The sequence below is a fragment of the Pseudomonas sp. SL4(2022) genome (assembly GCF_026625725.1).
GTDB lineage: Bacteria > Pseudomonadota > Gammaproteobacteria > Pseudomonadales > Pseudomonadaceae > Aquipseudomonas.
The window spans coordinates 2,070,730-2,096,354 of record NZ_CP113060.1; the positions used below are offsets into that span (position 1 = coordinate 2,070,730).

Annotated in this window: 23 protein-coding genes; 6 read left to right on the forward strand and 17 right to left on the reverse strand. The window is 54.6% G+C overall.

Features of this window, described 5'->3' with window-relative positions:
- Window positions 1-69 precede the first annotated feature (69 nt).
- Complete coding sequence (gene potE / locus OU997_RS09860; RefSeq protein ID WP_108487901.1) at window positions 70-1,398, forward strand: putrescine-ornithine antiporter; 1,329 nt, start codon at window positions 70-72, stop codon at window positions 1,396-1,398.
- A gap of 35 nt (window positions 1,399-1,433) precedes the next feature.
- Window positions 1,434-2,339 (forward strand): amino acid ABC transporter substrate-binding protein, encoded by a 906-nt coding sequence (locus tag OU997_RS09865; protein ID WP_108487936.1) that lies wholly within the window; start codon window positions 1,434-1,436, stop codon window positions 2,337-2,339.
- A 49-nt stretch (window positions 2,340-2,388) separates the two neighbouring features.
- Here the strand turns inward: OU997_RS09865 and OU997_RS09870 are convergent, their stop codons facing one another.
- Window positions 2,389-2,844 carry an NfeD family protein gene (locus OU997_RS09870; RefSeq protein ID WP_108487900.1) on the reverse strand — a complete coding sequence of 152 codons (456 nt, stop codon included), beginning with the start codon at window positions 2,842-2,844 and terminating at the stop codon, window positions 2,389-2,391.
- 3 nt (window positions 2,845-2,847) lie between these two features.
- The gene (locus OU997_RS09875; RefSeq protein WP_108487899.1) at window positions 2,848-3,768 is read right to left on the reverse strand and encodes an SPFH domain-containing protein; all 921 of its coding nucleotides are present in this window, start codon (window positions 3,766-3,768) and stop codon (window positions 2,848-2,850) included.
- Between the two features lie 994 nt (window positions 3,769-4,762).
- On the opposite strand from OU997_RS09875, the gene OU997_RS09880 reads away from it, so the two are divergent.
- Window positions 4,763-5,743, forward strand: a complete 981-nt coding sequence (locus OU997_RS09880; protein ID WP_267809778.1) for an IS5 family transposase — start codon at window positions 4,763-4,765, stop codon at window positions 5,741-5,743.
- 405 nt (window positions 5,744-6,148) lie between these two features.
- Here the strand turns inward: OU997_RS09880 and OU997_RS09885 are convergent, their stop codons facing one another.
- The 12 genes from OU997_RS09885 to OU997_RS09940 form a co-directional block, all read right to left on the reverse strand.
- Window positions 6,149-6,754: a hypothetical protein gene (locus tag OU997_RS09885; protein WP_267809780.1), complete on the reverse strand. Its 606-nt coding sequence runs from the start codon at window positions 6,752-6,754 to the stop codon at window positions 6,149-6,151.
- 248 nt (window positions 6,755-7,002) lie between these two features.
- Window positions 7,003-7,353, reverse strand: a complete 351-nt coding sequence (locus tag OU997_RS09890; protein WP_267809781.1) for a hypothetical protein — start codon at window positions 7,351-7,353, stop codon at window positions 7,003-7,005.
- A 153-nt stretch (window positions 7,354-7,506) separates the two neighbouring features.
- On the reverse strand, window positions 7,507-7,998 hold the full coding sequence (locus OU997_RS09895) for a hypothetical protein (RefSeq protein ID WP_267809782.1): 492 nt from the start codon (window positions 7,996-7,998) through the stop codon (window positions 7,507-7,509).
- Window positions 7,999-8,028: 30 nt separating this feature from the next.
- Window positions 8,029-8,766: a molecular chaperone gene (locus OU997_RS09900; RefSeq protein WP_267809783.1), complete on the reverse strand. Its 738-nt coding sequence runs from the start codon at window positions 8,764-8,766 to the stop codon at window positions 8,029-8,031.
- Between the two features lie 73 nt (window positions 8,767-8,839).
- Complete coding sequence (locus tag OU997_RS09905; RefSeq protein ID WP_420713262.1) at window positions 8,840-11,368, reverse strand: TcfC E-set like domain-containing protein; 2,529 nt, start codon at window positions 11,366-11,368, stop codon at window positions 8,840-8,842.
- A gap of 86 nt (window positions 11,369-11,454) precedes the next feature.
- Window positions 11,455-12,000, reverse strand: coding sequence for a CS1 type fimbrial major subunit (locus tag OU997_RS09910; RefSeq protein WP_267809785.1), 546 nt, complete (start codon window positions 11,998-12,000; stop codon window positions 11,455-11,457).
- A 151-nt stretch (window positions 12,001-12,151) separates the two neighbouring features.
- Complete coding sequence (locus tag OU997_RS09915) at window positions 12,152-12,643, reverse strand: CS1 type fimbrial major subunit (RefSeq protein ID WP_267809786.1); 492 nt, start codon at window positions 12,641-12,643, stop codon at window positions 12,152-12,154.
- 832 nt (window positions 12,644-13,475) lie between these two features.
- Window positions 13,476-14,414 (reverse strand): bile acid:sodium symporter family protein, encoded by a 939-nt coding sequence (locus tag OU997_RS09920; protein WP_267809787.1) that lies wholly within the window; start codon window positions 14,412-14,414, stop codon window positions 13,476-13,478.
- A 378-nt stretch (window positions 14,415-14,792) separates the two neighbouring features.
- Window positions 14,793-15,197: a DUF4354 family protein gene (locus OU997_RS09925; RefSeq protein WP_267809788.1), complete on the reverse strand. Its 405-nt coding sequence runs from the start codon at window positions 15,195-15,197 to the stop codon at window positions 14,793-14,795.
- Window positions 15,198-15,344: 147 nt separating this feature from the next.
- The gene (locus OU997_RS09930) at window positions 15,345-15,548 is read right to left on the reverse strand and encodes a hypothetical protein (protein WP_267809789.1); all 204 of its coding nucleotides are present in this window, start codon (window positions 15,546-15,548) and stop codon (window positions 15,345-15,347) included.
- A gap of 129 nt (window positions 15,549-15,677) precedes the next feature.
- Window positions 15,678-15,998 (reverse strand): c-type cytochrome, encoded by a 321-nt coding sequence (locus OU997_RS09935; RefSeq protein WP_267809790.1) that lies wholly within the window; start codon window positions 15,996-15,998, stop codon window positions 15,678-15,680.
- A gap of 423 nt (window positions 15,999-16,421) precedes the next feature.
- The gene (locus tag OU997_RS09940; RefSeq protein WP_267809791.1) at window positions 16,422-19,166 is read right to left on the reverse strand and encodes a hypothetical protein; all 2,745 of its coding nucleotides are present in this window, start codon (window positions 19,164-19,166) and stop codon (window positions 16,422-16,424) included.
- Window positions 19,167-19,716: 550 nt separating this feature from the next.
- Between OU997_RS09940 and OU997_RS09945 the strand changes: the two genes are divergently transcribed.
- Both OU997_RS09945 and OU997_RS09950 read left to right on the forward strand, forming a co-directional pair.
- Window positions 19,717-20,442 (forward strand): winged helix-turn-helix domain-containing protein, encoded by a 726-nt coding sequence (locus OU997_RS09945; protein ID WP_267809792.1) that lies wholly within the window; start codon window positions 19,717-19,719, stop codon window positions 20,440-20,442.
- A 148-nt stretch (window positions 20,443-20,590) separates the two neighbouring features.
- Window positions 20,591-21,049, forward strand: coding sequence for a hypothetical protein (locus OU997_RS09950; RefSeq protein ID WP_267809793.1), 459 nt, complete (start codon window positions 20,591-20,593; stop codon window positions 21,047-21,049).
- A 72-nt stretch (window positions 21,050-21,121) separates the two neighbouring features.
- Here the strand turns inward: OU997_RS09950 and OU997_RS09955 are convergent, their stop codons facing one another.
- Window positions 21,122-22,780 carry an EAL domain-containing protein gene (locus tag OU997_RS09955; RefSeq protein WP_267809794.1) on the reverse strand — a complete coding sequence of 553 codons (1,659 nt, stop codon included), beginning with the start codon at window positions 22,778-22,780 and terminating at the stop codon, window positions 21,122-21,124.
- A gap of 318 nt (window positions 22,781-23,098) precedes the next feature.
- Between OU997_RS09955 and OU997_RS09960 the strand changes: the two genes are divergently transcribed.
- Window positions 23,099-24,103: a DUF2860 family protein gene (locus OU997_RS09960; RefSeq protein ID WP_267809795.1), complete on the forward strand. Its 1,005-nt coding sequence runs from the start codon at window positions 23,099-23,101 to the stop codon at window positions 24,101-24,103.
- Between the two features lie 75 nt (window positions 24,104-24,178).
- On the opposite strand, the gene OU997_RS09965 is transcribed toward OU997_RS09960, so the two are convergent.
- On the reverse strand, window positions 24,179-24,625 hold the full coding sequence (locus tag OU997_RS09965) for an NfeD family protein (protein ID WP_267809796.1): 447 nt from the start codon (window positions 24,623-24,625) through the stop codon (window positions 24,179-24,181).
- A gap of 3 nt (window positions 24,626-24,628) precedes the next feature.
- The gene (locus tag OU997_RS09970; protein WP_108487899.1) at window positions 24,629-25,549 is read right to left on the reverse strand and encodes an SPFH domain-containing protein; all 921 of its coding nucleotides are present in this window, start codon (window positions 25,547-25,549) and stop codon (window positions 24,629-24,631) included.
- Window positions 25,550-25,625 lie beyond the last annotated feature (76 nt).

Here is a 25,625-nt window from a genome sequence, read left to right on the forward strand (position 1 = left end):
TCGTTAACGGGCCGCTGTGCTGCATCCGGTGCTGACACGGTCAGTACCGTCTAGAACAAGGAGAGGTCGATGGCTGGGTCAAGCAAGAAGATGAGCCTGGTGGGGCTCACCACCCTGGTGGCGGTCAATATGATGGGCTCGGGCATCATCATGTTGCCGTCGAGCATGGCCCAGTTGGGGGCCGTTTCGCTGTTGTCATGGATCATTACGGCTGTTGGCTCCATGGCCATTGCTTACTGTTTTGCCCAGTGTGGGATTTACTGCCATCGCTCGGGCGGCATGTCGGCTTACAGCGAGGAGGCGCACGGCAAGTCGGCGTTCTTCCTCTGTTCGTTTTTGTACTTCCTCTCGTTGGCCATCGGCAACGTGGCCATCGGTATTTCGGCGGTGGGTTACCTCACGCCGTTCTTCCCCTGGCTGGGCACCGGTGCCATTCCGCTGTTTGTCGGCACGGTAGGGCTGATCTGGTTGACCACGGTGGCCAACTTCGGTGGCCCCAATATCACCGGCAAGATTGGCTCCATCACTGTGTGGGGCGTGATCATTCCGGTGGCCGGGCTGAGTGTAATCGGCTGGTTCTGGTTTGATGCACAAGTGCTCAAGGAGGCCTGGAACCCGCATAACCTGGTGATCAGCGATGCCATCGCGCAGAGTATTCCGCTGACCTTGTGGGCCTTTTTGGGCATGGAATCCGCGGCGCAAAACTCCGACGCGGTGGACAACCCCGAGCGTAACGTGCCGTTGGCCTGCCTGTTCGGCACCCTGGGCGCGGCAGTGGTGTATGTGCTGTCGACCACCGTGATTCAGGGCATTGTGCCCAACGCTGAGCTGGCCAATTCCAGCGCACCGTTCGCTTATGTCTATGCGCAGATGTTCAACCCCTTTATCGGCAACATCATCATGGGCTTGGCAGTCATGGCCTGTATTGGCTCGCTGCTGGGCTGGCAATTCACCTTGGCGCAAACCGCCAAGGTCACGGCCGATCAGGGCATGTTCCTCAAGCTGTTCGGCAAGGTCACGGCGGTCAACGCCCCGGTGATTGGCATGATTGTCTGCGGTGTGCTGCAAACGCTGTTGGCCCTCTCGACCATCTCGCCCAATGCCAGCGAGCAGTTCAGCAAACTGGTGAATCTGGCGGCGGTGACCAACCTGATTCCCTATGTCACGGCGCTCTCCGGCTTGCTGGTGATCATGTACAAGGCGCGGGTCAGCGCGACGGTGTACACGCGCAACCTCGTGGTGCTGATGGTGGCCATGGTTTATTGCTTCTACGCCCTGTACGCCTCGGGCAAAGACGCCGTGTTTGGCGCGATGCTGGTGCTGGCGCTGGGCTACTTGCTGTACGGCTTTATCGCCAAACGCTTTGTTGCCGAGCAACCCGCGCCCGGTAAGGCGTAATGGCCGGTAAACCCTTTGAATCTGGGGATATGGATATGAATCTTCACCCGTGCAATTCGTTCAACCTGTTGCTGGCCTGCCTGTTGCTGCTGTCGCCTGTTGCGCAGGCCGATACCTTGCAGCGCATCGAAAGCAGCAACACCCTCAACCTGGGCTACATCGACGACATTGCCCCCTTCAGCAGCCTGCAAAACGGTGAGGTCGGTGGCTATGCCATTGAACTGTGCGAGAAGGTGGTCGAACAGGTCAAAACCGAACTGAACCTGCCTGCGCTGCAGGTGCGCTATCAGTCCGTGAAGGCGTCACAAGGGCTGACCGCCGTGCACGACGGCGCGCTCGACCTGCTCTGTTCGCCCAGTGTGGAAAGCCTCACTCAGCGTAAACAGGTCAGTTTCTCCTTGCCCATCTACACCGCCGGGTTGGCGGTTTTGGTGCGTAAGGATGCGCCCGAGGCGTTGGTCAAGGTGCTCAACGGCGAGGTGGCGCACAGCGGACCGACCTGGCGCGCCACGCTCAATCGCGGCTTGGCCAACCACACCTACGCGGTTAAACAGGGTGAAGCCACAGAGGCCTGGATTCGCAAGCAGCAACGCATGCTGGGTGTGGTCGCCACGGTGGTGACTGTCAACAGTCAGGAGGAGGGCGTGCAACTGGTGGCTGAGGGTAAGGCCGATGCCTTCTTCTCAGAACGCATGCTGCTCAAGACTTACCTGGCCCGGCGTGATGACGCCAGCGCCATGCAGGTGCTGGAGCGTATCTACGAATATGCCCCGGTGGCCATGGCGTTGCCGCGCGGTGACGAAGACTTCCGCCTGCTGGTCGACACTGCCCTGAGCAAGGCACAACGTTCGGGCGAGCTGGAGCAGATTTACAGCCGCTACTTCGGCGAGCCGGGGGAGATGGTCAAGGCGCTGTTCAAGGTGTACGCCTTGCCTGAGTGACTGGCCGCGAACCGGCACTGGGCGTTGTCCGCCAGTGCCGGGTTATGTGTCAGGCGGATTGCTCGGCCTCGACCCGCAGCACCACACCGTCCTGCCCCACCACGCGTACCGGCGTGCCCGCCGGCAGGTTAGGGCCGCTGACCAACCACAATGAATCTCCGGCTTTTATCTTGCCGCGTCCTTCATGGATGGCTTCATGCAGGGCAAAGGTGCGCCCCATGAATTCGCTGCCACGCTGGTTCAGCCCCGGTTGGTCGGAAGGTTTGGCGGCGCTGCGTTGGCGTTGCCACCAGAACACCGCCGTCAGCACCGACAACAGGCCGAACAGGATGAACTGCGCTGCCCAGGGCAGGCCCGGGAAGATAAAGGTCAGCAGGCCGACGCTGGCGGCGGCCAGGCCGATCCACAGCAGATAGCCACCGGCGCCAAACACTTCCAGGATCAACAGCAGGGTGCCCAGGGCCAGCCAGTTCCAGTACGACAGATGCTGCAAGAAGTCCCACATGGCTTAACCCTTCCGCTCACCGAAGGTGGCTTTGACGATCTCACTGATACCGCCCACCGCGCCAATCACCTGGCTGGCTTCCAGCGGCATGAGGATGACCTTGCTGTTGTTGGCGCTGGCCAGTTGGCCAAGGGCTTCGATGTATTTCTGTGCGACGAAGTAGTTGACCGCCTGCACGTTACCCTGAGCAATCGCCTCGGACACCATGCGCGTGGCCTCGGCTTCGGCCTGGGCGGCCCGCTCGCGCGCCTCGGCTTCGAGGAAGGCGGCCTGGCGCTGGCCTTCAGCCTTGAGGATGTCGCCTTGCTTCTGCCCCTCGGCGGTGAGGATGGCGGCGGCACGCAGGCCTTCGGCTTCGAGGATCTGCGCGCGCTTGATGCGTTCGGCTTTCATCTGCCCGGACATGGCCGCCATCAGGTCGGCGGGCGGGCTGATGTCCTTGATCTCGATGCGGGTGATCTTGATGCCCCAGGGTGCTGTGGCTTCATCCACGGTTTTGAGCAGGCGTTCGTTGATCGCGTCGCGCTGGCCGAGCATGGCGTCCAGTTCCATTGAGCCGAGCACGGTGCGGATATTGGTCATCACCAGGTTGCGGATGGCGTGCTCGAGGTTGTTGACCTCGTAGGCGGCCTGCGCCGAGTTGATGATCTGGAAGAAGCAGATGGCGTCAATCTGCACCGTGGCGTTGTCGGCGGTGATGACTTCCTGCGGCGGGATGTCCAGCACGCTTTCCATGACATTGAGCTTGCGGCCGATCTTGTCCATCACCGGGACGATGATGTTCAGGCCCGGTTTGAGTGTGTTGGTGTAACGGCCGAAGCGCTCCACCGTCCACTCGAACCCCTGCGGCACGACTTTGAATCCCATAAATACGATGGCGACGGCGAGGCCGACAAAGAGGAAAATAACGCTGCCAATTTCCATGTGGTGTAGCTCCTTGAGAAGGGGGTGTTTGCTGGGTAGCGGTTCAGGTATCTAAGCACAGTTGGCCTTGGCGCTGCTGTCGATGCGCTTGCAAGGTGCGCCGATCAACGGTTGCATCGGCCGATCAGGGTACGTGCTGGGCCAGCGCCTGGACCAGGTGGGTGTTGGCGTTGTTAATCCAGGGGAAAATTATTCGTTCATCAATGCTAGCGTTCAGCGTCTAAGCCGGCCCACGCCCCTAGGCGGCTGAAATGCCTCCCACGGTTGAACAATACGCAGAGCGATTCGGGTGGGGTGTAAATCTCAACGTACACAAGCCACTTGTCAGACCGGGTGAAAGCGTAGCAAGCGAAGGTTCCACAAGGCGCAACGCAGCAAAGTAGGCGAGAAAGTGCAGTTTACGAGTTGTAAATGAGCATTTGATTCGCGTTGCTCATCCCTGCGGGGTCGCGCTAAAGCGCGTTCAACGCTGCGCTTTTGTCAGCCTGTTTTTAACGCCTCATAACCGAGCACAGTCGTTTTCACAAGGTTTGTGGGGGCGATTGTTGTCATCGTTGCTGCTGTTCTGGGTGTTGGACCAGTAGTTGTGGCCGTTGTTATTACTGCCCCTCACTGCCCTTGAGTGGCCACAATGACTCGTCATCCCGACCGGCCACATGGCCTCCCTCTGCAACGTCACGCACCCAGCGGACACGCCGCGTGGGCAAGGCCGGTTAAACTCCAGGCCACCATAATGGTTCGGCCCTTTGGACGCCTACCCAAGCCAGCGAGCATTAACCCTCTCCCGCGCGACTGGCTCTGCGTACTCATCATTACTAAGCTTTGCCAAAGTACCAGCCACTGCAGTGGCTGGTAACTGGCTAGCCGCATTTGGCTCCGTTCGTTTAACACGTTCAGCGTACACCGCCGCCTGCAAGGCGGGCTGTTAGGGAAACTCTGAAAAAGACTTCCTGATTTTGGCAAAATCCCCGGATGCCACCCGCCGAGTTTTCCGATGAAGCAGATGACCTTCGCCGACGCCGAGTACGCCGGCAAGCGCAAGCAGACCCGCAAGGAACTACTCCTGATCGAGATGGATCAGGTTGTGCCATGGAAGGGTTTGATTGCCTTGATCGATCCGCATTACCCCAAGGGTGAAGGCGGTCGTCCGTCCAACCCGCTGATGGCAATGCTGCGGGTTCATCTGATGCAAAACTGGTTCGGCTACAGCGACCCGGCGATGGAAGAAGCACTGTACGAGACGACCATCCTGCGCCAGTTTGCCGGGTTGAGCCTGGAGCGTATTCCGGACGAAACCACCATCCTCAACTTCCGCCGGCTGCTGGAGAAACACGAACTGGCTAGCGGCATCCTGTCCGTGATTAATGGCTACCTGGGTGACCGAGGCTTGTCATTGCGGCAAGGCACCATCGTCGATGCCACGCTGACTAATGCGCCGAGTTCGACCAAGAACAAGGACGGCAAGCGTGACCCGGAAATGCACCAGACCAAGAAGGGCAAGCAGTATTACCTCGGCATGAAGGCCCACATCGGCGTGGATGACGAATCGGGTTTAGTGCACAGCGTGGTCGGCACGGCAGCCAATGTTGCAGACGTTACCCAGGTCGACAAGTTGCTGCACGGCGAGGGAAACATGGTCGGTGCCGACGCGGGTTACACCGGCGTAGATAAGCGCCCAGAGCATGACGGCCGGGAGGTTATCCGGCAGATCGCGGCCCGCCGCAGTACGTACAAAAAGCTGAGTAAGCGCAGCGCGCTGTACAAAGCCAAGCGCAAGATCGAGAAGGCCAAGGCTCAGGTACGCGCCAAGGTCGAGCACCCGTTTCGGGTGGTCAACCGGCAGTTCGGCTACGTCAAAGTGCGCTTCCGTGGTCTGGCAAAGAACACGGCGCAGTTGGTCACGTTGTTCGCGCTGTCGAACCTATGGATGGCGCGTCAGCATTTACTGACGGATACAGGAGAGGTGCGCCTGTAATGTGGGAAATGGCTACGGCGAGGTTATCGCAGCGGCCAGAAACGCTGAAATGAGCGGGCGATCTGATCGTGTTTGATCAGTTTGCCGCTTTCAAAATCGGCGGTGGCTGAAGTCGACCGGAAATGCAGGACTACTTCAGACCATCCCTAACGCCGCCCAATCAGGCGGTGTGAAAGCGCATTTCTGCGAGCCAAAAGCAAACGCCCCGACAGTGTCGGGGCGTTTGCTTTTGCGGGTGTTGGCGTTGTTTTTGCAAAAAGAAATATCCGGCCATCAGCCTAATCATTTGGCGGGCGTCCATCTTGCGTTAATCGCCGCGCGCCACATAGGCCTGGCTAACGCGCGTTAACTGTTGTAGTTGGAAAGTCGTGATAGTTTTGAATAAATGGGGTTGAATAGTCGACATCAGAGATGGCTCTCAAAAATAATTGTTACATCACCGCTAAAGTGCAAATAGCCGTCGTCGTAATTGTTAGGTAAATCCAAAGAATGTGCTTGTGTAACGAATTCAATGTGTCCAGGGGCTGCGAATAGAGGTCTTTCGGGGGTAAATGAAAGTGGCGTGGAGAAAGGGTTTGTTAACCATTGTGACCCTCCTTGGTAGGCAGCGGGCAGGTGGAGGAATGCATCTATAAAAACCACCCTGGTTTTATCCGTAGACCGTAGCTTGCATTCCCCGGAGATAGTTGGATACTGGCATCTTACGGTCACACTGAAGGGGCCGCTGACGCTTATAATAAAACCACCACGGCCTTCTGAAGCATTCCGCCTCTTTTGAATTTTATCGCTCGCAAGCCAAGCTTCCCAGCCTATTTTGGGCTGCATATATACGGTTGTACTGCCTATTGTCTGGACCTTTAGTATGTGGGTGACAGTGAAGTTTAAATTAAAGGTTATCGTCCGATTTTCGGATGAGATTTGTTTATGCTTGCCTACATATATGTCTTCGTTGCCTTGCTCGCCGACGGATAATTCATAGCTGCCGGTATACTGGCCTGCGTTTAAATCCACAGGCTTATCGAGTGTGTTGATCTCAAAGCCAATAAGCAGTTGCGTGTATCTAAGCTGCGCGGCGTCTTTTGCTTGGCTGGCTAGCTTAACAACGCAGGGCTGATTATCTTTTAATGAATATACTCTTTTTGCGTAGGTGCCGAGGTTAGTGGCCCAGTTCGCAGCGCAATTTGAAGTCAGATAGTCGGCCGAGCCTGAAAGTTCCGCTAAGTTATCGGGTGCATAGTCAAGGGTCGCCCCGAGTGACGTTATTTTAATAGTGGCCCTGAGCGTGTCGCCACGCTCATTTTTAAGTGTGACCTCTCTAGGGCTGGTGCTGGCTTTAAAGTACCCCCCTCTTCATTCGGGCTGTCTTTGTTGAGGGGTTGGGCGCGGGGCATCACCGCCGTTGGATTTTGGAGCCCCACGATGAAGTTTTTATCCGGCTCTTTGCAGTGCACGGCAATGCACTCATTGTTTGCTACGGTAATTTTAAATTGAGTGCTGTTTGGGTCAGCTGCGCTTGGGTGATAGGTTCCGATTACGTTAATTTCGGCCGCTGATGCCGCAGCGGAGAGTATCCATAAGAGGCCAGTGGAAATAATTTTTAGCAATTGCATTTCGATATGCCTTTTAGTTAGTTAGCGCACGGCTTTTTACTGCCGTGATTATTCAGTCTTGGCTGTGCGTCGTTTGCAAGCGCTGAATAATGGATAGCCCCGTTATGGTTGGCACTGAGTCGAGGTGCCTTCAGGCTCGCTAGGTTTGTTTTGCTATGGGGCCTCAGATTCAAAAATAATACGGATGGACCCCTTGTATTGGCCTGGGTGCAAGTCTGCCTCTGGGACCGTAAGCTCCAAAGGTATTGTCGTTTCGTGCAACGCTGTTTTCGCGTCTACTATTGTTCGGGGTAAAGTATCAATTTTTATTTTGTTAATCGCTATATGCACAGGTAGGGAGTGTTTGTTGCTAGAAATATTGTTCAAGTGGGTGTCGTTAGCCGTCGTTCTGGCTGTGATGCCTCCGGCGTTATTGCGTACTTTAAGGTAAGTGAGGAATGGCGAAAACCGAGCGGTTGATACATTCCAGTGCAGGTTATGTTCCTCTGTAAATAGCTGACGATTAATCGGAAATACATAAAAATTAACAGTGGGGATCTGTATAACTGCAGTGTATGTGATCTCTTGTTTTTGGCTATCAGCCGCGACCTCGCCCGCGAGCACAAGGGCGAGGCAGCTAATGGTGGGGTAAATAATTTTGAGCATGGAGGATTGCCTTCGGGTTCAACGCTGTGCTTAGCGCACCTCAATGGTCTTGTTGTTGGCGCCTTCAATTAACTTGAATTTGTATAGGCGTCCTTTTTGTTTGCTGAGTATATGATTTTTGCCTGGGCGCACATGCACTTGGCTGGCAGGCAGGCAGTTGTATTGATCATCTTCGGCGCAGTCTGTGAACTCGTCGAGTACGATCAATGAGTTGCCGGCGTTGCGCACCTCATACTCGTGTGTGCGGTTGTCGAGGCGGGTGTCAAAGCGGCTGTCTTTGGGATGCACAATAAACACGGTGCCAAAGCCGGTCATCAGGTTGAGCCCGGCGGAGAGTGATTCCTTGTATTCGTTGCGCTCTTCGTTGCTGATGGCAAACTTATCTTCTTGCTCGGGCACTACGGGCAGGAAGCGCACGCGAAAATAACGCTCTTGGCTGCGCTCACCCATAAATATCAGGCGTGTGCTCTGGGAGCTTTTGCTGGGGATGATGAGGCGAGCGGGGCTCGCCATCAGACCGTTGCGGGTGATGCTGCTGCCGTCGATGCTGAGGGGAACCTCCTTAGTGCTGTCGTCGGCGGCATAGAGAATCTCTTCGATTTCGACCTTGACGAAGGCGGTGGCATCGCCAGTGTTGTTAATAGGCTTGGCCTGCACACTCTTGTCGGCGTCGAGGTAGTCGTAGAACGAACTAATGTGGATTTGTGGCCCTGCGTGCGCCATTAGGGGCAACGTGGCAAGCGCGAGTATGTGAGCGATACGTTTCATGGGTTTACCTTTGATGCGGTTACTGCGCAGCCGGTTTGACTGCGGCCTCGATTAAAGAAGTGGTGTTCGGCGGTCAGCCCGCCAATGGTGACTGCGGGGTAACGGCGGTCAGTTTCTTGGGGTCGCAGAGTAGGTCGCCGACCATCAATACATCGCCCTCCAGGCGGTGGCTGGCGGGGTCTAAGCGAAACTGGCAGCGCAGTTGGTTGTGGTAGCTGACTTCCAGGGTCGGCGCGCTGGCGCGCATTTCTAGCGAGAAGAAGCCGTCCACTTCGCTCATGCCACGGCTGGCTTGGTTGATGATGTGGTGGCCTTTGAGTGGTCGCCCTTGCGGGTCAATCAGGCGGCCTAGCACGGTGACGGTTTTGATCACCAGAATTCGCTGGTAAACCACGCCGCCTTTGTTCAGGTGATAGTCGGCGCGTTTGGGTTCGATTGTGCCGGCGGCGTCTGCCGAGCCTTCGGCAAGATTGAAGTTGATGCTGTTCTTTTGGTAGGCATTAACCGGCAGGAAGTTGCGCCCTGGGTGCAAGATGGCGCTATAGCCGCCCAAGTCGTCGGCGCGCAGAGCGATCTGCTCTATGTCGGATTCCACATCAATGATCATCCCGGCTGTACTGGCTGAGTCGGCCTTGCTGCTGAGCACGAACTTGCCCGCGCCGACGGCCAGGCTGCTGTCTAGGTTCAGGCCGCCGCTGAGCTCGCCGTTGTAGCTGGAGCGTTGCAGGTAGCCACTGCCATTCAAGTGCCTGCCGGCAAAAGATGTTTGCCCGTTCAGGCCAGTGCCGTAGCTGTCCTTGTTGGCGCCTAGCGAGACATTCTGTAAAAAATGACCCTCCAGGCTGCGCGAATAGTTAAGCGAGGTGTTGGTTTCTGATCCGCCGTCGCGGGCGCTACGCCTGCCAATGCTGCCATACAGATTTTGACCGGGGCTGCCGAGGGCTACGCTTAGGCGCAGGTCAATGCCGCGATCGCGGCCGCTGCCCGTGTTGCTGCCTGGGCGCTCGAACAGGGTCACGCCCCAGTTGGCATCGCTGCCGAATAATTGGCTGCGACGTGACCAGCTCAAATCCAGGCCAGTGCCATTTCTGGGCCCCTTGGCATGGTTGATGCGGCCACTCAAGGTTGTGGTGTTGCTCAAGCGGTAGTTGGCGGTGACAGCCGTGTTGCTGGTTTGGCCGTTGTAACTGGTACGCTCGCGCTCGCGCTCGCGGGTGCCGTCAGCGAGTTGCCGATACGTCTTGCGGGTGTCCAGCCAGCTACGGTTATGGCTGATACCCAAGGTTAGGTAATCAAAGTTGATGTTGTTGTACAGGTCGACGCCGGTGCCCTGGCCATCGGTATGGTAAAGGCTGGCGTAGAAGCTGCTCTTGTCACCGATCAGCCAGTCGGCCGAGGTGCCGTATTGGATCTTCTCTTGCACTTGACGCACCGACAGACCGGTAACCAGTCGTGGGTGCATCAGGTAGTTAACGGCGGCGCCGGCACTCAGGCTGCGCTCACGCGGCTCGTCCCAGTTGCTCAGTAGGTCGGCTTCTTGGCCGGCATACAGGTTGTAGCGCCAACGCTCCTCGGGATTACGCCAGTTATTGGGTTTGTAGACCAGTTCCTGAGTTGTTGAAACGAGCTGGCCATCCTCGATGATGCGCACTTCCACGTCGTAGATACCGCCGGGCAGACGGCGAGTGTCAAGCGTCTGCAAACCGGGGGCTATGGCTTGGGTGCTGATCAGTACGCCGTTGCGGTAAATTTCGGCGCTGGCCTGTCGATTGGCAGTGACATAGATCGGGTACACGCTGGGCTGCGGACTGTCGATGGCCAGGCTGTCGGAGCTGCCATACATGACGCCGATCAGGCTGTCGGGGCTTGCCCCTAGGGTGCGCGGCTGACGGCTGAGGCCTTGACTCTCAGGCATGAAGTAGCCGAAGCGAGCAAAGTGACCACTGAGTTCACGTTGGCCATACAGCTCTTGCAGGTTGTGCCGCAGCTTTTTTTCGCCCTCACCGCTGCGCGACAGCAGCAGGGTGGCAGTTTGCGTCCAATTGCCCAGGCTGCTGGTGCTGCGCAGGACATTACTGCCACTCATGGGTCGTCCCTGACTGCCGTAGAGGCTCAGGCTATTGTTCAGCAGCAGGCCATGGCTGCCGTCCGCAGGTAGGGCGAGATAGCGCGGCTCGTCCGCATTGCGCTCGGCGGTTTCGGTAATGATGGAGAGCGTTGATGTTTCTAAGCTGTAATGTACCGCCAGTAACTGGTACGGGCAGTTGCGCTCACAGATGCCCAGTGGCACGCCCAGACGCAGAAAGTCTGCCCAGCGCTGGCGCTCCTCGGCGGGCTGACTACTGCTGCTACTGTCGGTCAGCTCGAGAAGACTGACCCGATCATCGCGAGACAGGGTGACCAAGGCTTCGCTGAGCAGTTGGTTGTTGAGCTCAATTTTGGCAGCAAGAGGCGCATCAAAAAAATATTCAGCAAACTCAGCCGGCAAGCCACGTGTCTGTTCGAGCAAGCTAATGGCGGCCAAGGTCGGTGCGGCCAAGGTGCAGTTCGAGAATATAAGGCTGAGAATTGTAATGAGGGTTTTTAAGTGTCGCAACAGCATTGTCTTATACCAATGTCTTTAATGCCTCTCTATTTAATCAGAGGCTAATGCTTAAGCATTAGCCTCTGATGTTTTTGCTTGATTGGTTACACTGCGGATGCCTCAAAGATTATGCCGACGGCGCCGCGATACTCGAGTCCGGCTTCTCCAGCGCCTTGAGGCTTAATAAATAAATCGAAGGAATTGCCGAGTCCCGCCTGAGTTTTTGTCACTACCTCTTCGGTTTTTGTATCATTAACTAATACACCGTTGAATCTAATGCTAAGGTCCATTGTTTCAAGGCCGCCAGGCGTTAGGGCGTAAAGTTTGTTACTGGTCGCGTCAGTGAGTTTTGCATATACCGCACTCGTGCTTTTTACTCTGAAAGACGTGATGAATGGATAAAATTCTTTTTGAGCTCCGTTGTAAAACAGATGCTGCTCAACACTGACTGCGCTCGGGTTATTGGCAGTGATCTGAAAGTTCTCAGTGGGAACTTTGGCTACAAGTTTAACTTCAAACTGAGCGCGTTCTTGTGGCGCTACCACGGAATCATTTGCGGGGAGGATGATAGGATCCTCTGCGGCGAATACTGAGGCGCTGATCAGTGCAAGGCTACTTGCGGCGGTAATGAAGGTTAATTTGTTCAGCATGGGAGTTTCCTGTTCAAAAAGGTTGTAATTGCGTATTTGCACGTCGATAGCTTGTTAAGAAGCGGAACACAGTTCAATCGCCGGCTTTTATGGCATGGGCGTGCGAAGTGAATCGATGAGAACTCGCGCTTTTTTATTTGTGCCCGATTGATTACGGTGTGGTTACTTCAAATACTAGACCGACAGTGCCTGAATAGGTGCCCGCAGCCGTAGATTTGTTAGCGTCGGTCGTAATGTCCAATGGGTATTTTTTGATCTGATTACCTCCTCCGGCCACTGCACCTATTACCTCGGTAGCTGTGGTTGAGAGTGCTTTGCCGTTGAACTTGATTGTGAGGTCAATCTCCTTGTTACCGCTGGTAAGCTTGTCACTGTCGGCGTTTGCGAGCTTAACCTTCACGGCTTTAGAATTCTTGACGTTGAACTGGGCCTGATAAGGAAAGAACTTTTCCGTAGCCGCATCCCATCTTAGTTGCTGTTTAAGGGATGTTGTCGTTTGATCTACAGGTGAAACTTGGAAATCGCTAGTTGGGACGATAGCTTCTAGACGGATATCGGCCGTAATTGGATCTGTCGCCAAGGCTGAGGCGCTGATGAATGTAAGGCTAACTGCGGCGCTAAGTAAGGATAGTTTTTTCAGCATAGAAGTGCCCTGCTAAATTAAGTGATGTGCGCGTGTATTTGCACGCGGGGAGTTTTTCCAAATGCAGTGGGCGGCCCATCAGTTCAAGTCGCTGTGCATTCCCGACTTACAGTGTTGGGTGCAGGGTTAGTTGTAAAGTGAATAGGTGTGAATAGGTGTGAATGGGTGCTGGCATGCCGCTTTTGGAGTTGCGGCTTCGCGGGTTTTGCCTAAGTGTCGGCTACCGTTTAATTCCCCTTGATTAGTTATGCTAGGGCATTTCAAACACGCGTTGGACAGCGCCTCTATAGCTCTTGGCTACTGTAGCTCTGTTAGCGCCGACGGTAACCACCAAGTCGTAAATTCCAGCCGTACTAATGTTTTTTCAGCGGCGACTTGCTGGGGATGGTATCCATTTCTACATTGTTAAACTTGATTTCTATCGTTAATGCTGTATCTGGCTTCTTAGCACTGTAAAGATAAGAACGTCGAGTGGTTGAGAACTTGGCGTTTACGGGGGGGTATTTCTTACTGTGACTTGGCTTTGTAAGGATAGAGTTTTTCTGTGGCATTATCCGAGAGTAATTTCTGTTCTAAAAGTGTGGTGTTTGGGCAGTAGGGAGATAATTAAGCTTTATTTTTATGATTATATTTTTCGCTGCTAACAGAGCTGCCGTTTTCGGCTTGTCGGCTACACTGCGCGAACTGCTCGGTGATGACGAAAACCGCGTGATCATGCAAACCATAGCGTGCCACTGCGAGGGATGGTCCGAGTTAGGTATCGGCCGATTTTGCAAGCGGCAAATCGATCAAGGGCGATAAGGTCAACCCCGCTATTGATCACCGCCAGCAGTTAGCGCTCTTCCTTTTGGCTCATGCGCTTGAAATACGTCGCCAATATAGCCCCGGAAATATTGTGCCAAATGCTGAACAGGGCGCTGGGCACCGCAGCCAGCGGTGAGAAATGCACACTCGCCAATGCGGCACCCAAGCCTGAGTTCTGCATGCCCACTTCCAGCGACAGTGTTTTGCGTTGCTCCAGCGGCAGCCCGAATACACGTGCGGTGAAATAGCCCAGCAGGAAGCCAAAGCTGTTGTGCAGAATAACCACGGCCATGATCAACAGGCCTGACTCGGCAATCTTCGCCTGGCTGGCCGCCACCACTGTGGCGACAATAGTCACGATGCTGACCACCGACACCAGCGGCAACACCTCAACTGCATGCCGCACCCGGGTGCCCAGCAATCGCTGCGCCACCAAGCCAAGCGCGATCGGCAGCAGCACCACTTGCAGAATCGACCAGAACAAATCCATGAACGACACCGGCAACCAGGCCGAAGCCAGCAGCCAGATCAGCGCGGGCGTCAGTAACGGTCCGATGAGTGTGGTGACCGCAGTGATTGACACTGACAGGGCCAGGTCGCCCCGGGCCAGCCAGGTCATTACGTTGGAGGCGGTGCCGCTAGGGCAGCAACCGACGAGGATAACGCCGACGGCAAGTTCGGGCGGCAGATCAAAGGCCTGGCACAGCAACCAGGCCACGCCGGGCATAATGACGAACTGCGCGACAACGGCCAATGCCATGCGCCACGGGTGGCGCGCCACTTCAGCATAATCTTCAAGTTTGAGGGTAAGCCCCATGCCGAACATCACCAACCCCAACAACGGCACGATGGAGCCTTTAAGGCCGATAAACCAAGCGGGGTGCAGGAACGCAACCACAGCAAAAAACAGAACCCAGTAGGCAAACGTATTGCCGACGAAACGGCTCAAGGCAGCGAGCTCGCGCATGGGGTTGATCCTCGTTATTAAGCTTTATAGGTACTTAAATTAACTGCGATTCGTTATTTCGCGGCTCACTGATGAAGGTCCTGCGGTTGCCATCGGGAAATAGGTACGGGTTGATCACGGGTATGGGTAATGCTGCTTTTGTTTGTGCCCAGGGCAGGCGGCATTGCATTACGTTTGTTTAGTGACGGATAGCGCCGCGCGGTTCAGCAGGCTACGGCAACCAATAACACCAATGCCTTCTATGCCTTCTATAAATTGAATCATTCATACAAGCGCCACTGCGTATTTAACCTAGGCCGCCGCCTAGGTTCTGTAACACGCGAGGGTTAAATACCCGTGCGGTCCGTGCAGCTCTACTTCGCAGTTATGCGGCTGCTATCAGTGATCAGGTGCGTTTGTTAATGGACAGCCATATGAGGCCTTAACCATGGATGCATCAAGAACACCCATTTCCCCCGTAAATTGATAGAAGCCACGCACGGATTGCCATTCTTTCAAGATGCCCTCAGAAAGACTCTCGTCGATAGTATCAATACCGTACGCGTTACCTTTTGCGTCATACGCCTGGAAGCACAGCTTGCTCAAGTCAACGTCTTCTTTGCCGGTATTTAAAAGAGATGCGTCAAAGGCTTTGAAATAAACGCCATTGCCATTTGCCCAAATTGATCCTTGGTTTTTATATGTCGACATCAAAAATAAGGAAGGTGTGGGCTCAGGTCGCTCGGCGTGTGCACTAAGTACAACGGCACTCAGCGCAATCGCCGTTAAAGCTTTGATAGACATGTTTCGCTCCAGTTAAAAGTTATAGTAGGTTGATCAATCATCAGATTTCAGGTGGCTTGATCGTTTTTCAGTCGCCCATGTGAGGCCATTGCCGCACATGGGCGTAATCAATACAGCCTGTTCTTCTGTCGGAACGGCCAGCGGTTTTTACGGGGTTGGGCGTTTCTTGTCAGATGCTGGAGGCGCTACCTGCTCTTCTGCAGGTGCGTCTTGCTCTTCAGCAGGCGCTTCCTGCTCTTGTCCAGCCGCTTGTTCTTGAGATGGATTTTTTTTCTGCTGTTCAGTGGCATGTACTTGCTGTAGAAAAAAAGCAAATGCCGCGCAAGCAAAGATCAGTTTTTTAAAGCTCATAATAATCACCTATAGGCATGTAAGAGTTTCAAGAAAGCTCTATTTCTAGACCTGTTCATGATTGTTCAATCTCAAGTAGCGATGACATAAAAATATTCTGTACTTTAGGCAATCCCTATGTGCCAGTACTCATTTCCAGCCCTCTTGCGCACGCATCAATACATAGCTGGCTACATCGTCGATATCTTCAGCGGAAAGTCTGCCTCCAAAGGCGGGCATAGCATTTTTTCCATTTGCAACAATCATATAAATGGCTTGGGTTTCAAACATCCCTGAGTTAGAGAGTGATGCCTCAGAAAGGTCTTTTTTCGGCATAATGACGTTCTTGCCGCCGGCGTGACAGGCGGCGCAGTTTGCACTAAACACTTTACCCCCTGCAGCTGTATCCCCTGCGATTAGGTTTCCTGAAAAAAACGCGACGCATATGATTGGTGCTATAGAGTATTTCATTATGCTGTTTCCTTATTTGCCGTTAACGTGTTTAACGTACGCAACTTAAGTATTAGTGTAGATTGTTGAGTGTGTCAAACTACTAAGAAGGATCTGAAGTGCATTTCGCCAAGCCGTTACGCACCCCGTCAGGTAATTATTAATTGGCTAAAATCAACTTTCATAATGGCCAGTCCGCCGGCTTCTACTTCTCGCACACTCTTAGGGAAGGTCTGAAAAAGTCCCTCGTCGAAAAAATAGGGGCTAGTAACTACGCGGCTTACAGATCTGCCATTTCGTAAAAAAGCAGGCTTTTTCAGAGGATCCTTAGCGGTTATGCGCAGCCACCCCGCTTGAGAAAGGCCGCGATTTTCGGGATGAATATGCGGCCTGTGTCTAACTGTTCAAGGAAGCCGACTATGAGTAACAAGCCAATCCATGCCCTTAATAGGTGAAGCCAACCCGCAACTGGCCACCAAAGCCTGAACGCTGCCCTTCATACCCTTGCAGGCCGACATCCAGGCTCAAGACGTTGTTGTCAATCTTGTGTGTGGCGCGAACGCCAACTTCAGCAACGGTTGTTCCACCTTTGAGTGTCGGTGCAGCCAGCTGCATACCATGGACGCTGCCATTGGCTTTGCCGTCGAATTCATATTCGTATGACACGCCACCGTAGGCGGCAAGATTGTCCAGTACGTCATGGCTAATGCGCACACCGTTAACCCAGCGCTTGGAATCGGTTGCGGCAAAGCGATAAGGGTCATTGCCAATGTGTGTCGTGGTGCCTTTTTGATGGGCCCACTCCACACCGCTGCGCATATCAACTGAGGTTTTATCGGTGATCGGCTGCACGTAACCGATAGCAAGGCTGGCGCCGTAGTACGCCACCGAGCTGCTGTAGTCGGCACATTGGCCTTGCTCATCACACCAGGTTTTGCTGGCGAAATTAAGCCCTGCACGGCCTGCGCGCAGGGTGCTATCGAGGTAAAGACTTTGATTAAGGTCGTAACGGCCCAGCAGGCCTAGGCCGGTGTAGCGCGCCTTACCCGAGCCTTTCACACTGGCCGCATTGCTGAAGGTGTTGACGCTGTTGTAACTACCTTCCCCCGCCTCAAAAAAGCCACCCAGCAGGCCAAAATCGGTGCGTTTGGCGACGCCGGCAATCAGTGAGGCGCCATTCAGATCAACATGCGAACCGCTCTCGTAGCGCGACGACGTGCCGCCGGAATTAATGAACCCCTGCACATCGCCCTCAGCGAGCTCAGCGCCCAGCGATTGCCCCATCGCCACGGCCATGTCGGTGCCTTGGTTAATCATGGCAAGGCCGGCGATACGGCCTTCACTGGCGGCCTTGGTTTGCGGGTTGAGATTTACGCCAGTAATTTTTAACTGCAGGGCATTATCGCCCGGAGCTTTGAGCGGCTCAGCAGTGTTAACCATGGCGATATCGGCTTGGTATTGCATCGACAAGCCCTGGGACAGGAGCTGGGTCGTGGCGCTAGCGTTTGTCACCTTGTTGATCAGCGTAGCGCGATCACCAACACGCCATAGACCACCCTCGGTGATGCGAACCTTGCTGCCTGTCATGTCGACGGCGGTGTTAACCGACAGCGCTGCGACCTCAGCGGACGATGGATTTAGACTGAAGTTGTAATGCTCAACACCTTGCACCCCGGCAGCCGTTACGCCATAGCCATTAATGTTTAGGCTGTTGTTCGACACTGTGCCTGCTGCGCCGCTCTTGCCGCCGTAAACGATGCCGCCGATGCTCACATCACTGCCCAGTGTCACGCTATTGCCGAATACCGCACTGGAGCTTGCGCCCAGACCTCCGAAGACGTTGCCCGCGATATGGCCGCCGCTAACGCTCACGCTATTGCCGCTCACTTCTGCGACGCCGTTGCTATTGCCTCCGTAGACGTTGCCCGCTATCTGGCCGTCGCTGACGGTCACGCTATTGCCGCTCACCGCGCCGAAGCTAAAGCCGCCGTAGACGCTGCCCGCTATCTGGCCGCCGCTGATGGCAGTGTTATTGGCGCTCACCAAGGCTCCGTTAGCGCTGAAGTTGGCGCCGCCGTAGACGCTGCCCCCTATCTGGCCGTCGCTGATGGCGGCGCTATTGCCGCTCACCACGTTACCGCTACCGCTGAAGCTGCTGCCGCCGTAGACGCTGCCTGTTATCGCCCCGTTGCTGACGGTCGCGTTATTACCGAGTACCCCGTTATCGTTGCCAGCCGCGACGTGCCCACCGTGGACGTTGCCCCCTATCTTGCCGCCGCTGACGGTCGCGCTATTGCCCTGCGCCAAATTACTGTTGCCGGCGGCGATAACGGCGCCGTTGACGTGGCCTCCTATCTCAGCCGTGTTGCTCACAGTCGCGCTATTGCCGATTAGAGAGTTGTTTGAGGTGCTTGAATCGGCGCCGAAGGCGTTGCCCGCTATCACCCCGCCGCTGGCTACCAGGCGATTGCTTATCATGCTGGCGCCGTCTGCGTTGCCTTGGGGATTATAGCTTCCATATGCATTCTGACGAATCAATCCACCGAGGATTGTTACGCTATTGCTGATCGAGAGGGCATTATTAACATTTAAGATCAAGACGCCCTTTACATCAGTTACGGATCCACCGTTGATTATTGCGTGATTATCGCTGTGCTTGTTTGCAGCCCCTGTGGATACATAGACCTGCTGGGCGTTTCCACCATTGATGGTTATTGTATTGCCGCTCGACTCTTTGTAGATGGGTGCGTCCAACGATGGACCCTGATGTCCAGGCGTAACATGGGTGGCTTTGAGTGTAAGTGCTTCCCCGTTGTTCATGGTAATGCTATTGCCACTCAGTGTTCCGTTGAAGCTGGAGGTCGCGGCCTCTATGCTACCTGCTTTCCCCCCCTCAATGGTCACGCTATTATTTTGCATGTTGAGGGCTTTGCTAGGATCAATACCTGCAGTTTTGTTTGAGGCCCCATAAAGGTTCGTTTTTAAATCTGCGCCTTCGACAATTGTTATCTTGTTATTAGATGTGCTGCCGTTAAGATGATCGCTGGCGTTGACGCTTGCCCAGGGCTCCTGCGGGAGGGCGGCGGAAAAAGCTGCATCAACGGTTAAAATTGAAAGCCCTGCAGCATGCGCCTCTAACAGTGTCGACGCTAATGCGCTACAAAGAATGGTTTTTTTAAAGGGGTTCATATGGCCTGCTGTATGCCTCAAGGCTGTCAATTCAGTTGAATTTAATCGAAGTTCAAAGTTGGATTGTTTTGTGGTCTGTTGTGGCCGCGCCCTGTTGGCGGGCTCACATTTGCCGCCATTAAGCCGGGCAGGCCGGCAAGCGCCTAATCAAATGCTGTGAATTGATACTTTTTGATGGGTTTTGATGATTTTTGAGTTATTTGATGGGGTTTGATGGGTTTTCTGCTGCAGCATGCGGGGTCAATAGCCGAGGTCATTAAATGAGCCGGCTGCAGGCGTTGGGGGTAATGCGTGAGAGGTTATTGGCTATTGCTAATGGCTGTTAGGTTTTATGCATTGTATTGATAGGGCTCGATGGCGGGCGCGAAGTGTGGCGACGTGGGGTTATTTGCGCCGGGGTTGCCGCTGGTAATACGTGGCCTTTATGGTTGTATTTTACGCGGCTGACAACGTTGCAGCTCTCGGCTAGGGTGTGCGAAAGTGTGTTCACGTAGTTGATTTTATTTGCTAATTTCAGCCAGCAGAAACCCCGGCGTCGCGAGTGATCAGCATGAGCAGTACGAATTCTGAAAAACCATTGATGCAGAACTATCAAATTCGTGCGCATGAAGGAGGCCGGGTTTTGTGCTTTGATCCATCCAGTCAGCGCGTGACGATTCAGGAAAGTGTCGCTAACGAATCTGTCGATTTGGGTTTTGCGCCGAGCCGGATTTTGCAGTTGTTAATCAGTCGGGCGGATACGATTGTGACGCGCGATGAAATATTCGAATTTGCCTGGCCGGGTCGAGTGGTTGGGCAAAATAGCTTAAATCAGGCCATTGCGACGCTGCGCGAACTTCTCGGTGATGACGAAAAGCGCTTGATCATTCAAACCATACCGCGCCACGGCTATCGCTTGAGTTCTGCCTTTGTCAGCGTGGCAGTCGAGCTGCCGGGGCGTGAAGTCGGTGAGTCGCAGGCTGGGCAGTCTGTTGCGCCTGCTGAGCGGGCCGCTGATGAGGTTGTGGTGGTTGATGCCTCGGCTCGGTCGGGTTTGTGGCAGCGGCTTTGGCGGGTCAATCCCTATTGGCAGCGCGCAGGCTTGTGTGCGCTTGTTGCGGTATTGGCGTTGAGCCTGTTGTGGCGGATTGATTGGGGCTTGCTGACGCAGTCGGGGATGGTGACTGTTAGTCGCCAAGTTGGGCCGCAGCAGCAACTGTTTGTGGCGCCCAATAGCGCGGATGTAAGTGTGCTGATGGATGAAGTGTCATCAGTCAGTCGGCGACTGGGGGGGTAGTTGAAGCGCCGACGACGATTATCGTCAATAAGATGCACAGTTATTATTCTATTGTGTGTGTCGATGAGCGCGGGGCGAGTGAATTTATTTTGGTGCATCGCTCGCAACTCAACGATGTGACTGATGTGCAACTGCGGGCCTGTCTGCAATGAAAATTAATCATTATCTTTGTCTTAGTGCTGCGCTGCTAATTCTGGCGCACATTGCATATGCTGTTGAAAGCCAGCGTGAGCCTTTAAGTGGTGATCATTTTACAAGTGGGATTTTGTTATCGAGTAATGCGGCAGCGTTAGATTTCAGTTTTCGCGTGCACTCCGATAATGAACAGCAGTTCCATTATGGTCGTTATGTTGGGGGTAGCACGAAGCTTATAGTGCATTTTGTATCGGGATTATTTGGTAGTGCGCGCATGAGAACAGAGGGTGTTGTTGATGAGCAGATTCAGGGGCTTGATCGCGATGTTTTGTTCAATTCTAGCTATCTCTCTAAGCCAGGTTCTAAAGTGTCGTTGTATCGCTTGAATGTGGTCAATAGTAACTGTTTTTATGCTCCTGAGATTTATGCTGTGCGCTGTCTTGGGCCTGAGCGGGTACGAGTTCCCAATTAGTTCGCAAGAGATTAGTGGCTCTGTTGCACGCTATTGTGACTGCCGTCCTTGGCGAGTCTGTCGGGCCTAGGGCTAGGCCAGGCCGGGATATTGAATCATGAAGAAATGTCTAGCCAGATTGCTGGCGGATAAGTCTTTGGAATATAGCCAGCCTTGAGCAATGTTGACCCCCGCATAACTAAGAATGTCGGCCTGGTCGTCGGTTTCAATGCCCTCGGCGATAACTGTTAAGCCCTGCACTCGGGCCATGCTGATGATGTGCCACCATATGCCGTTATGGTATTTTAGTTTGTCTGGCGTGATAAATGAGCGGTCAATTTTCAGGATGTCGGCGGGCAGAGTGTCGAGATGGGACATGCTCGAGTAACCCGTGCCAAAGTCATCAATGGCGATCTTGTGACCTTGTTCTCTGAGTTTGTTTAGTTGCACTATCGCTTTGGCCTTATCATTCAGGCTTTCTTCGGTAATCTCAAAGACAATCCGCGAGCTGGGTACTTGGTAGTGGGCAAATAAGCTTTTGGTAAATTCCGGAAAGCTTTCGTCGAGTACATCTTCTGCCGACAAATTGATGCTGATATAGAAATCCTTGCAGGCCCACATCAGGCTGGTATGGTCTTCGGCTACCCGGGTGCACACACGGCGAGTCAGCTGGCGCATCAAGCCTGCGCGTTGCGCCATGGGAATCAATACATTGGGGCCGATGTTTTGCCCATTAAGTGTGCAGCGCAGCAATGCCTCGGCTCCGACCCATTGCTTGGTGTTCATGTCGACAATCGGTTGGTAGCGGATTTCCAACTTGTCCGTATTGATTGCATGGCGAAGTTTGGCTGGCAAAGAGAAGTACTTGGCGTGCAGTTTCAATGTGGTCTTGAGCAGGGCCCACGCAAGCACTAAGAAGACGGCGCTAAATGTAAGCAGTGCTTGCAGGTATTGGCTGACAGGTGTCGAGGCGACTGCCAGCAACCCATTGGCTTGGGTCGGCGTGGCTAAGTAGACATGACTTTTTCCAAATGTCAGCTTGTTCCACTCAAGGCGGCGCTCAGGCGCCGGCCAAGGTGTGTTATCACTTGAGAACACTGGCTGAAGGGTTCTTTCGTCGAGCAGGTCCAGCTCTACACCGGCAGCTGCTGTCAGCGATTCGTTGATGATGCCTTTGTTCAGCCAGACATAAGCATGGTGCTGGCCAATGATGATTTCACCTTTGTCGCTGTTGACCTGCCGATTAGCGTTGAACCAGTAGTCCACGCCGCTGTTGGAGCGATAGTGATTAGCTTGTTGGTCATTGGGCAGTTGTTCTGCTTGCAGGGTTTGCCCGTATGAGGTGCAGACCTTGCCGTTGTCTAGCTTGATGGCGCTGGCGTAAATATAACGTTGAGTTTTTGTTCTTTCGGTGAGTTGTACATTGATGGCTTCGCTGCACGCCTGCACATCCCGTGGCAGCTCATTTAGCGCGTTCAGGGTTGTGGCTGTTTGCATTTTTATCGCAAGAAAGTTCTTGCCATTTTGCTCGATGACGGGCGTCAGTTTTCGTACGAGATACTGTTGGCTCAGGGTGTCTGCGGCCAGCACAGCCGCGCCCAGAGACAGGGCGACGCAGAGCGTCGTTATAGCGCCTTTGGCAGGACTACTGAACAGCGTCGAGTAGTTTTCGCTGAGGTGCGCTTTGATGCGCTTAAGGTTGTTGCTTTGCAGCCTGTCAAAGTGCTGTTTTGTCTGGGTTGTAGGGTTCATAGGTGAGTATCGTCTGAGTTGGCTGGACGGATGAATCATCGCGTCGGGCTTGGCTCAGACATAATCAAAAAGGGTGAATTCACTGTTTTTCACCTGCCGCGCAGCCGCCGCGGGCTCTGCTTTGGCTGCGCAGTCGGTAACATGCCTGTTGGTGGCTTGGCGTTTGACCGGTCTAGTCGTTAGTAATGAACCGCGGGGTATGTGCGTATCGGCCTTTAAGCATTTCGCTAGGTGTGATTGCGCATGGCGGCTGAACACTAAAAACCAGACGGTTGGATTTGCTGGGACTTATTGGGATATTCATCAAAGGTGAAATTTATGCGTAAGTTAGTCTGTGTGGCCATCGGCAGTGCCATGGCGTTGTCGGCTCAGGCCCATGACAAGATTGGCGAAAAAGATGGCCTGACCGGTTATGGTTTTCTCGGTGTTTCGACCAGTTTGATGGAAACCAATACCACGGCGACTATTGGTGGTACTGATGTGGGTGACCGGCGCATCGGCTCCTTGACCCGTTCGCCAGACAGTCAGGGTTATGGCGGTCTTGTGCCGGCGTTTAATCTGACCTACACCTTCGCCGGTTCGCGTACGCAGATTTTTGGCGGCACCGAACTGGAAGACTTCCTCAGCCAGGACAGCACCTTCGGTTTGGGCGTGCGTCAAGGCGCGGGTAGCCTAGGTAACCTGCGCGTCAGCCTGTTGGCCGGTACCCGTAGCGAGGTTTGGCAAGACCCTTATGTGGTCAACGCTAGCCGCAGAAAAACTGATCGTAAGAGTTCGGGTGTGCGACTGGGCTGGGAGCACATTCTGGAATCGGACTTCGCGGTTACTCTGAGCAATCGTAAAATTAAATTGGATGACGAACTCAGCGGCACAGCATTGGGGCTGACGGCGGCGCAGAGCAAGTTGCTTGTGCGTGAAGGCAATCAGAAGAAAGCAGATCTCAGCTACCGCTGGATGCCAAATGCCAATCACGTACTGATCCCGACTATCAGCGTCATCGACTACGACCTCGACGGTGAGGCGATGGCGATGAAGGGCACCCAGCTCGAGCTGAACTACGCCTATCTCGGTCTGCAGGATTGGGAGTTGATTGCTAGCGGTCTGGTGGGCTCGCTGGAAAGTAACAAGACCAACCCGATCTATGGCAAGAAGCAAGAGCTCGACCGTATGGGCGTGTCGCTTGGGGCTACCTACAAAGAGCCTTTCGGTTTGAAAGACTGGAAAGCCAGCGCCACTCTGAACTATGGCCAAGAAGACAGCAATATCGACTTCTACAACACCCGCATCAAGAGCCTGACCGTGGGTATGCTGTACAGCTTCTGATTAGTCGTTAGATACGACAAAGCCGCCTCATTGGGCGGCTTTTCCGTTTGTGCAGATTGGCGTAAGCCGGCGTAGTTACACTGCTTCAACCCGCAGTACTACAGCGTCTTGGCCAATCACCTTGACCTGGGTGCCGGCCGCTAGATCCACTCCCGCCACCAGCCATAGGCTGTCGCCGGCCTTGATCTTGCCGCGTCCACCGTTGATCGCTTCGTGCAGCACAAAGGTGCGGCCTATAAATTCACTGCCCCGCTGGTTCAGGCCGGGTTGGTCGGACGGTTTGCTTGCGCTGCGTTGGCGTTGCCACCAGAACACCGCCGTCAGTACCGAAAGCACGCCGAACAGGATGAACTGCGCCGCCCAGGGCAGGCCCGGGAAGATAAAGGTCAGCAGGCCGACGCTGGCGGCGGCCAGGCCGATCCACAGCAGATAGCCACCGGCGCCAAACACTTCCAGGATCAACAGCAGGGTGCCCAGGGCCAGCCAGTTCCAGTACGACAGATGCTGCAAGAAGTCCCACATGGCTTAACCCTTCCGCTCACCGAAGGTGGCTTTGACGATTTCACTGATACCGCCCACCGCGCCAATCACCTGGCTGGCTTCCAGCGGCATGAGGATGACCTTGCTGTTGTTGGCGCTGGCCAGTTGGCCAAGGGCTTCGATGTATTTCTGTGCGACGAAATAATTGACCGCCTGCACGTTACCCTGAGCAATCGCCTCGGAAACCATGCGCGTAGCCTCGGCTTCGGCCTGGGCGGCCCGCTCGCGCGCTTCGGCTTCGAGGAAGGCGGCCTGGCGCTGGCCTTCAGCCTTGAGGATGTCGCCTTGCTTCTGCCCCTCGGCGGTGAGGATGGCGGCGGCACGCAGGCCTTCGGCTTCGAGGATCTGCGCGCGCTTGATGCGTTCGGCTTTCATCTGCCCGGACATGGCCGCCATCAGGTCGGCGGGCGGGCTGATGTCCTTGATTTCGATGCGGGTGATCTTGATGCCCCAAGGTGCTGTGGCTTCATCCACGGTTTTGAGCAGGCGCTCGTTGATCGCGTCACGCTGGCCGAGCATGGCGTCCAGTTCCATTGAGCCGAGCACGGTGCGGATATTGGTCATCACCAGGTTGCGGATGGCGTGCTCGAGGTTGTTCACCTCGTAGGCGGCTTGCGCCGAATTGATGATCTGGAAGAAACAGATGGCGTCGATCTGCACCGTGGCGTTGTCGGCGGTGATGACTTCCTGCGGCGGGATGTCCAGCACGCTTTCCATGACATTGAGCTTGCGGCCGATCTTGTCCATCACCGGGACGATGATGTTCAGGCCCGGTTTGAGTGTGTTGGTGTAACGGCCGAAGCGCTCCACCGTCCACTCGAACCCCTGCGGCACGACTTTGAATCCCATAAATACGATGGCGACGGCGAGGCCGACAAAGAGAAAAATAACGCTGCCAATTTCCATGTGGTGTAGCTCCTTGAGGAGAGGATGTTTGCTGGGTAGCGGCTCAGGTATCTAAGCACAGTTGGCCTTGGCGCTG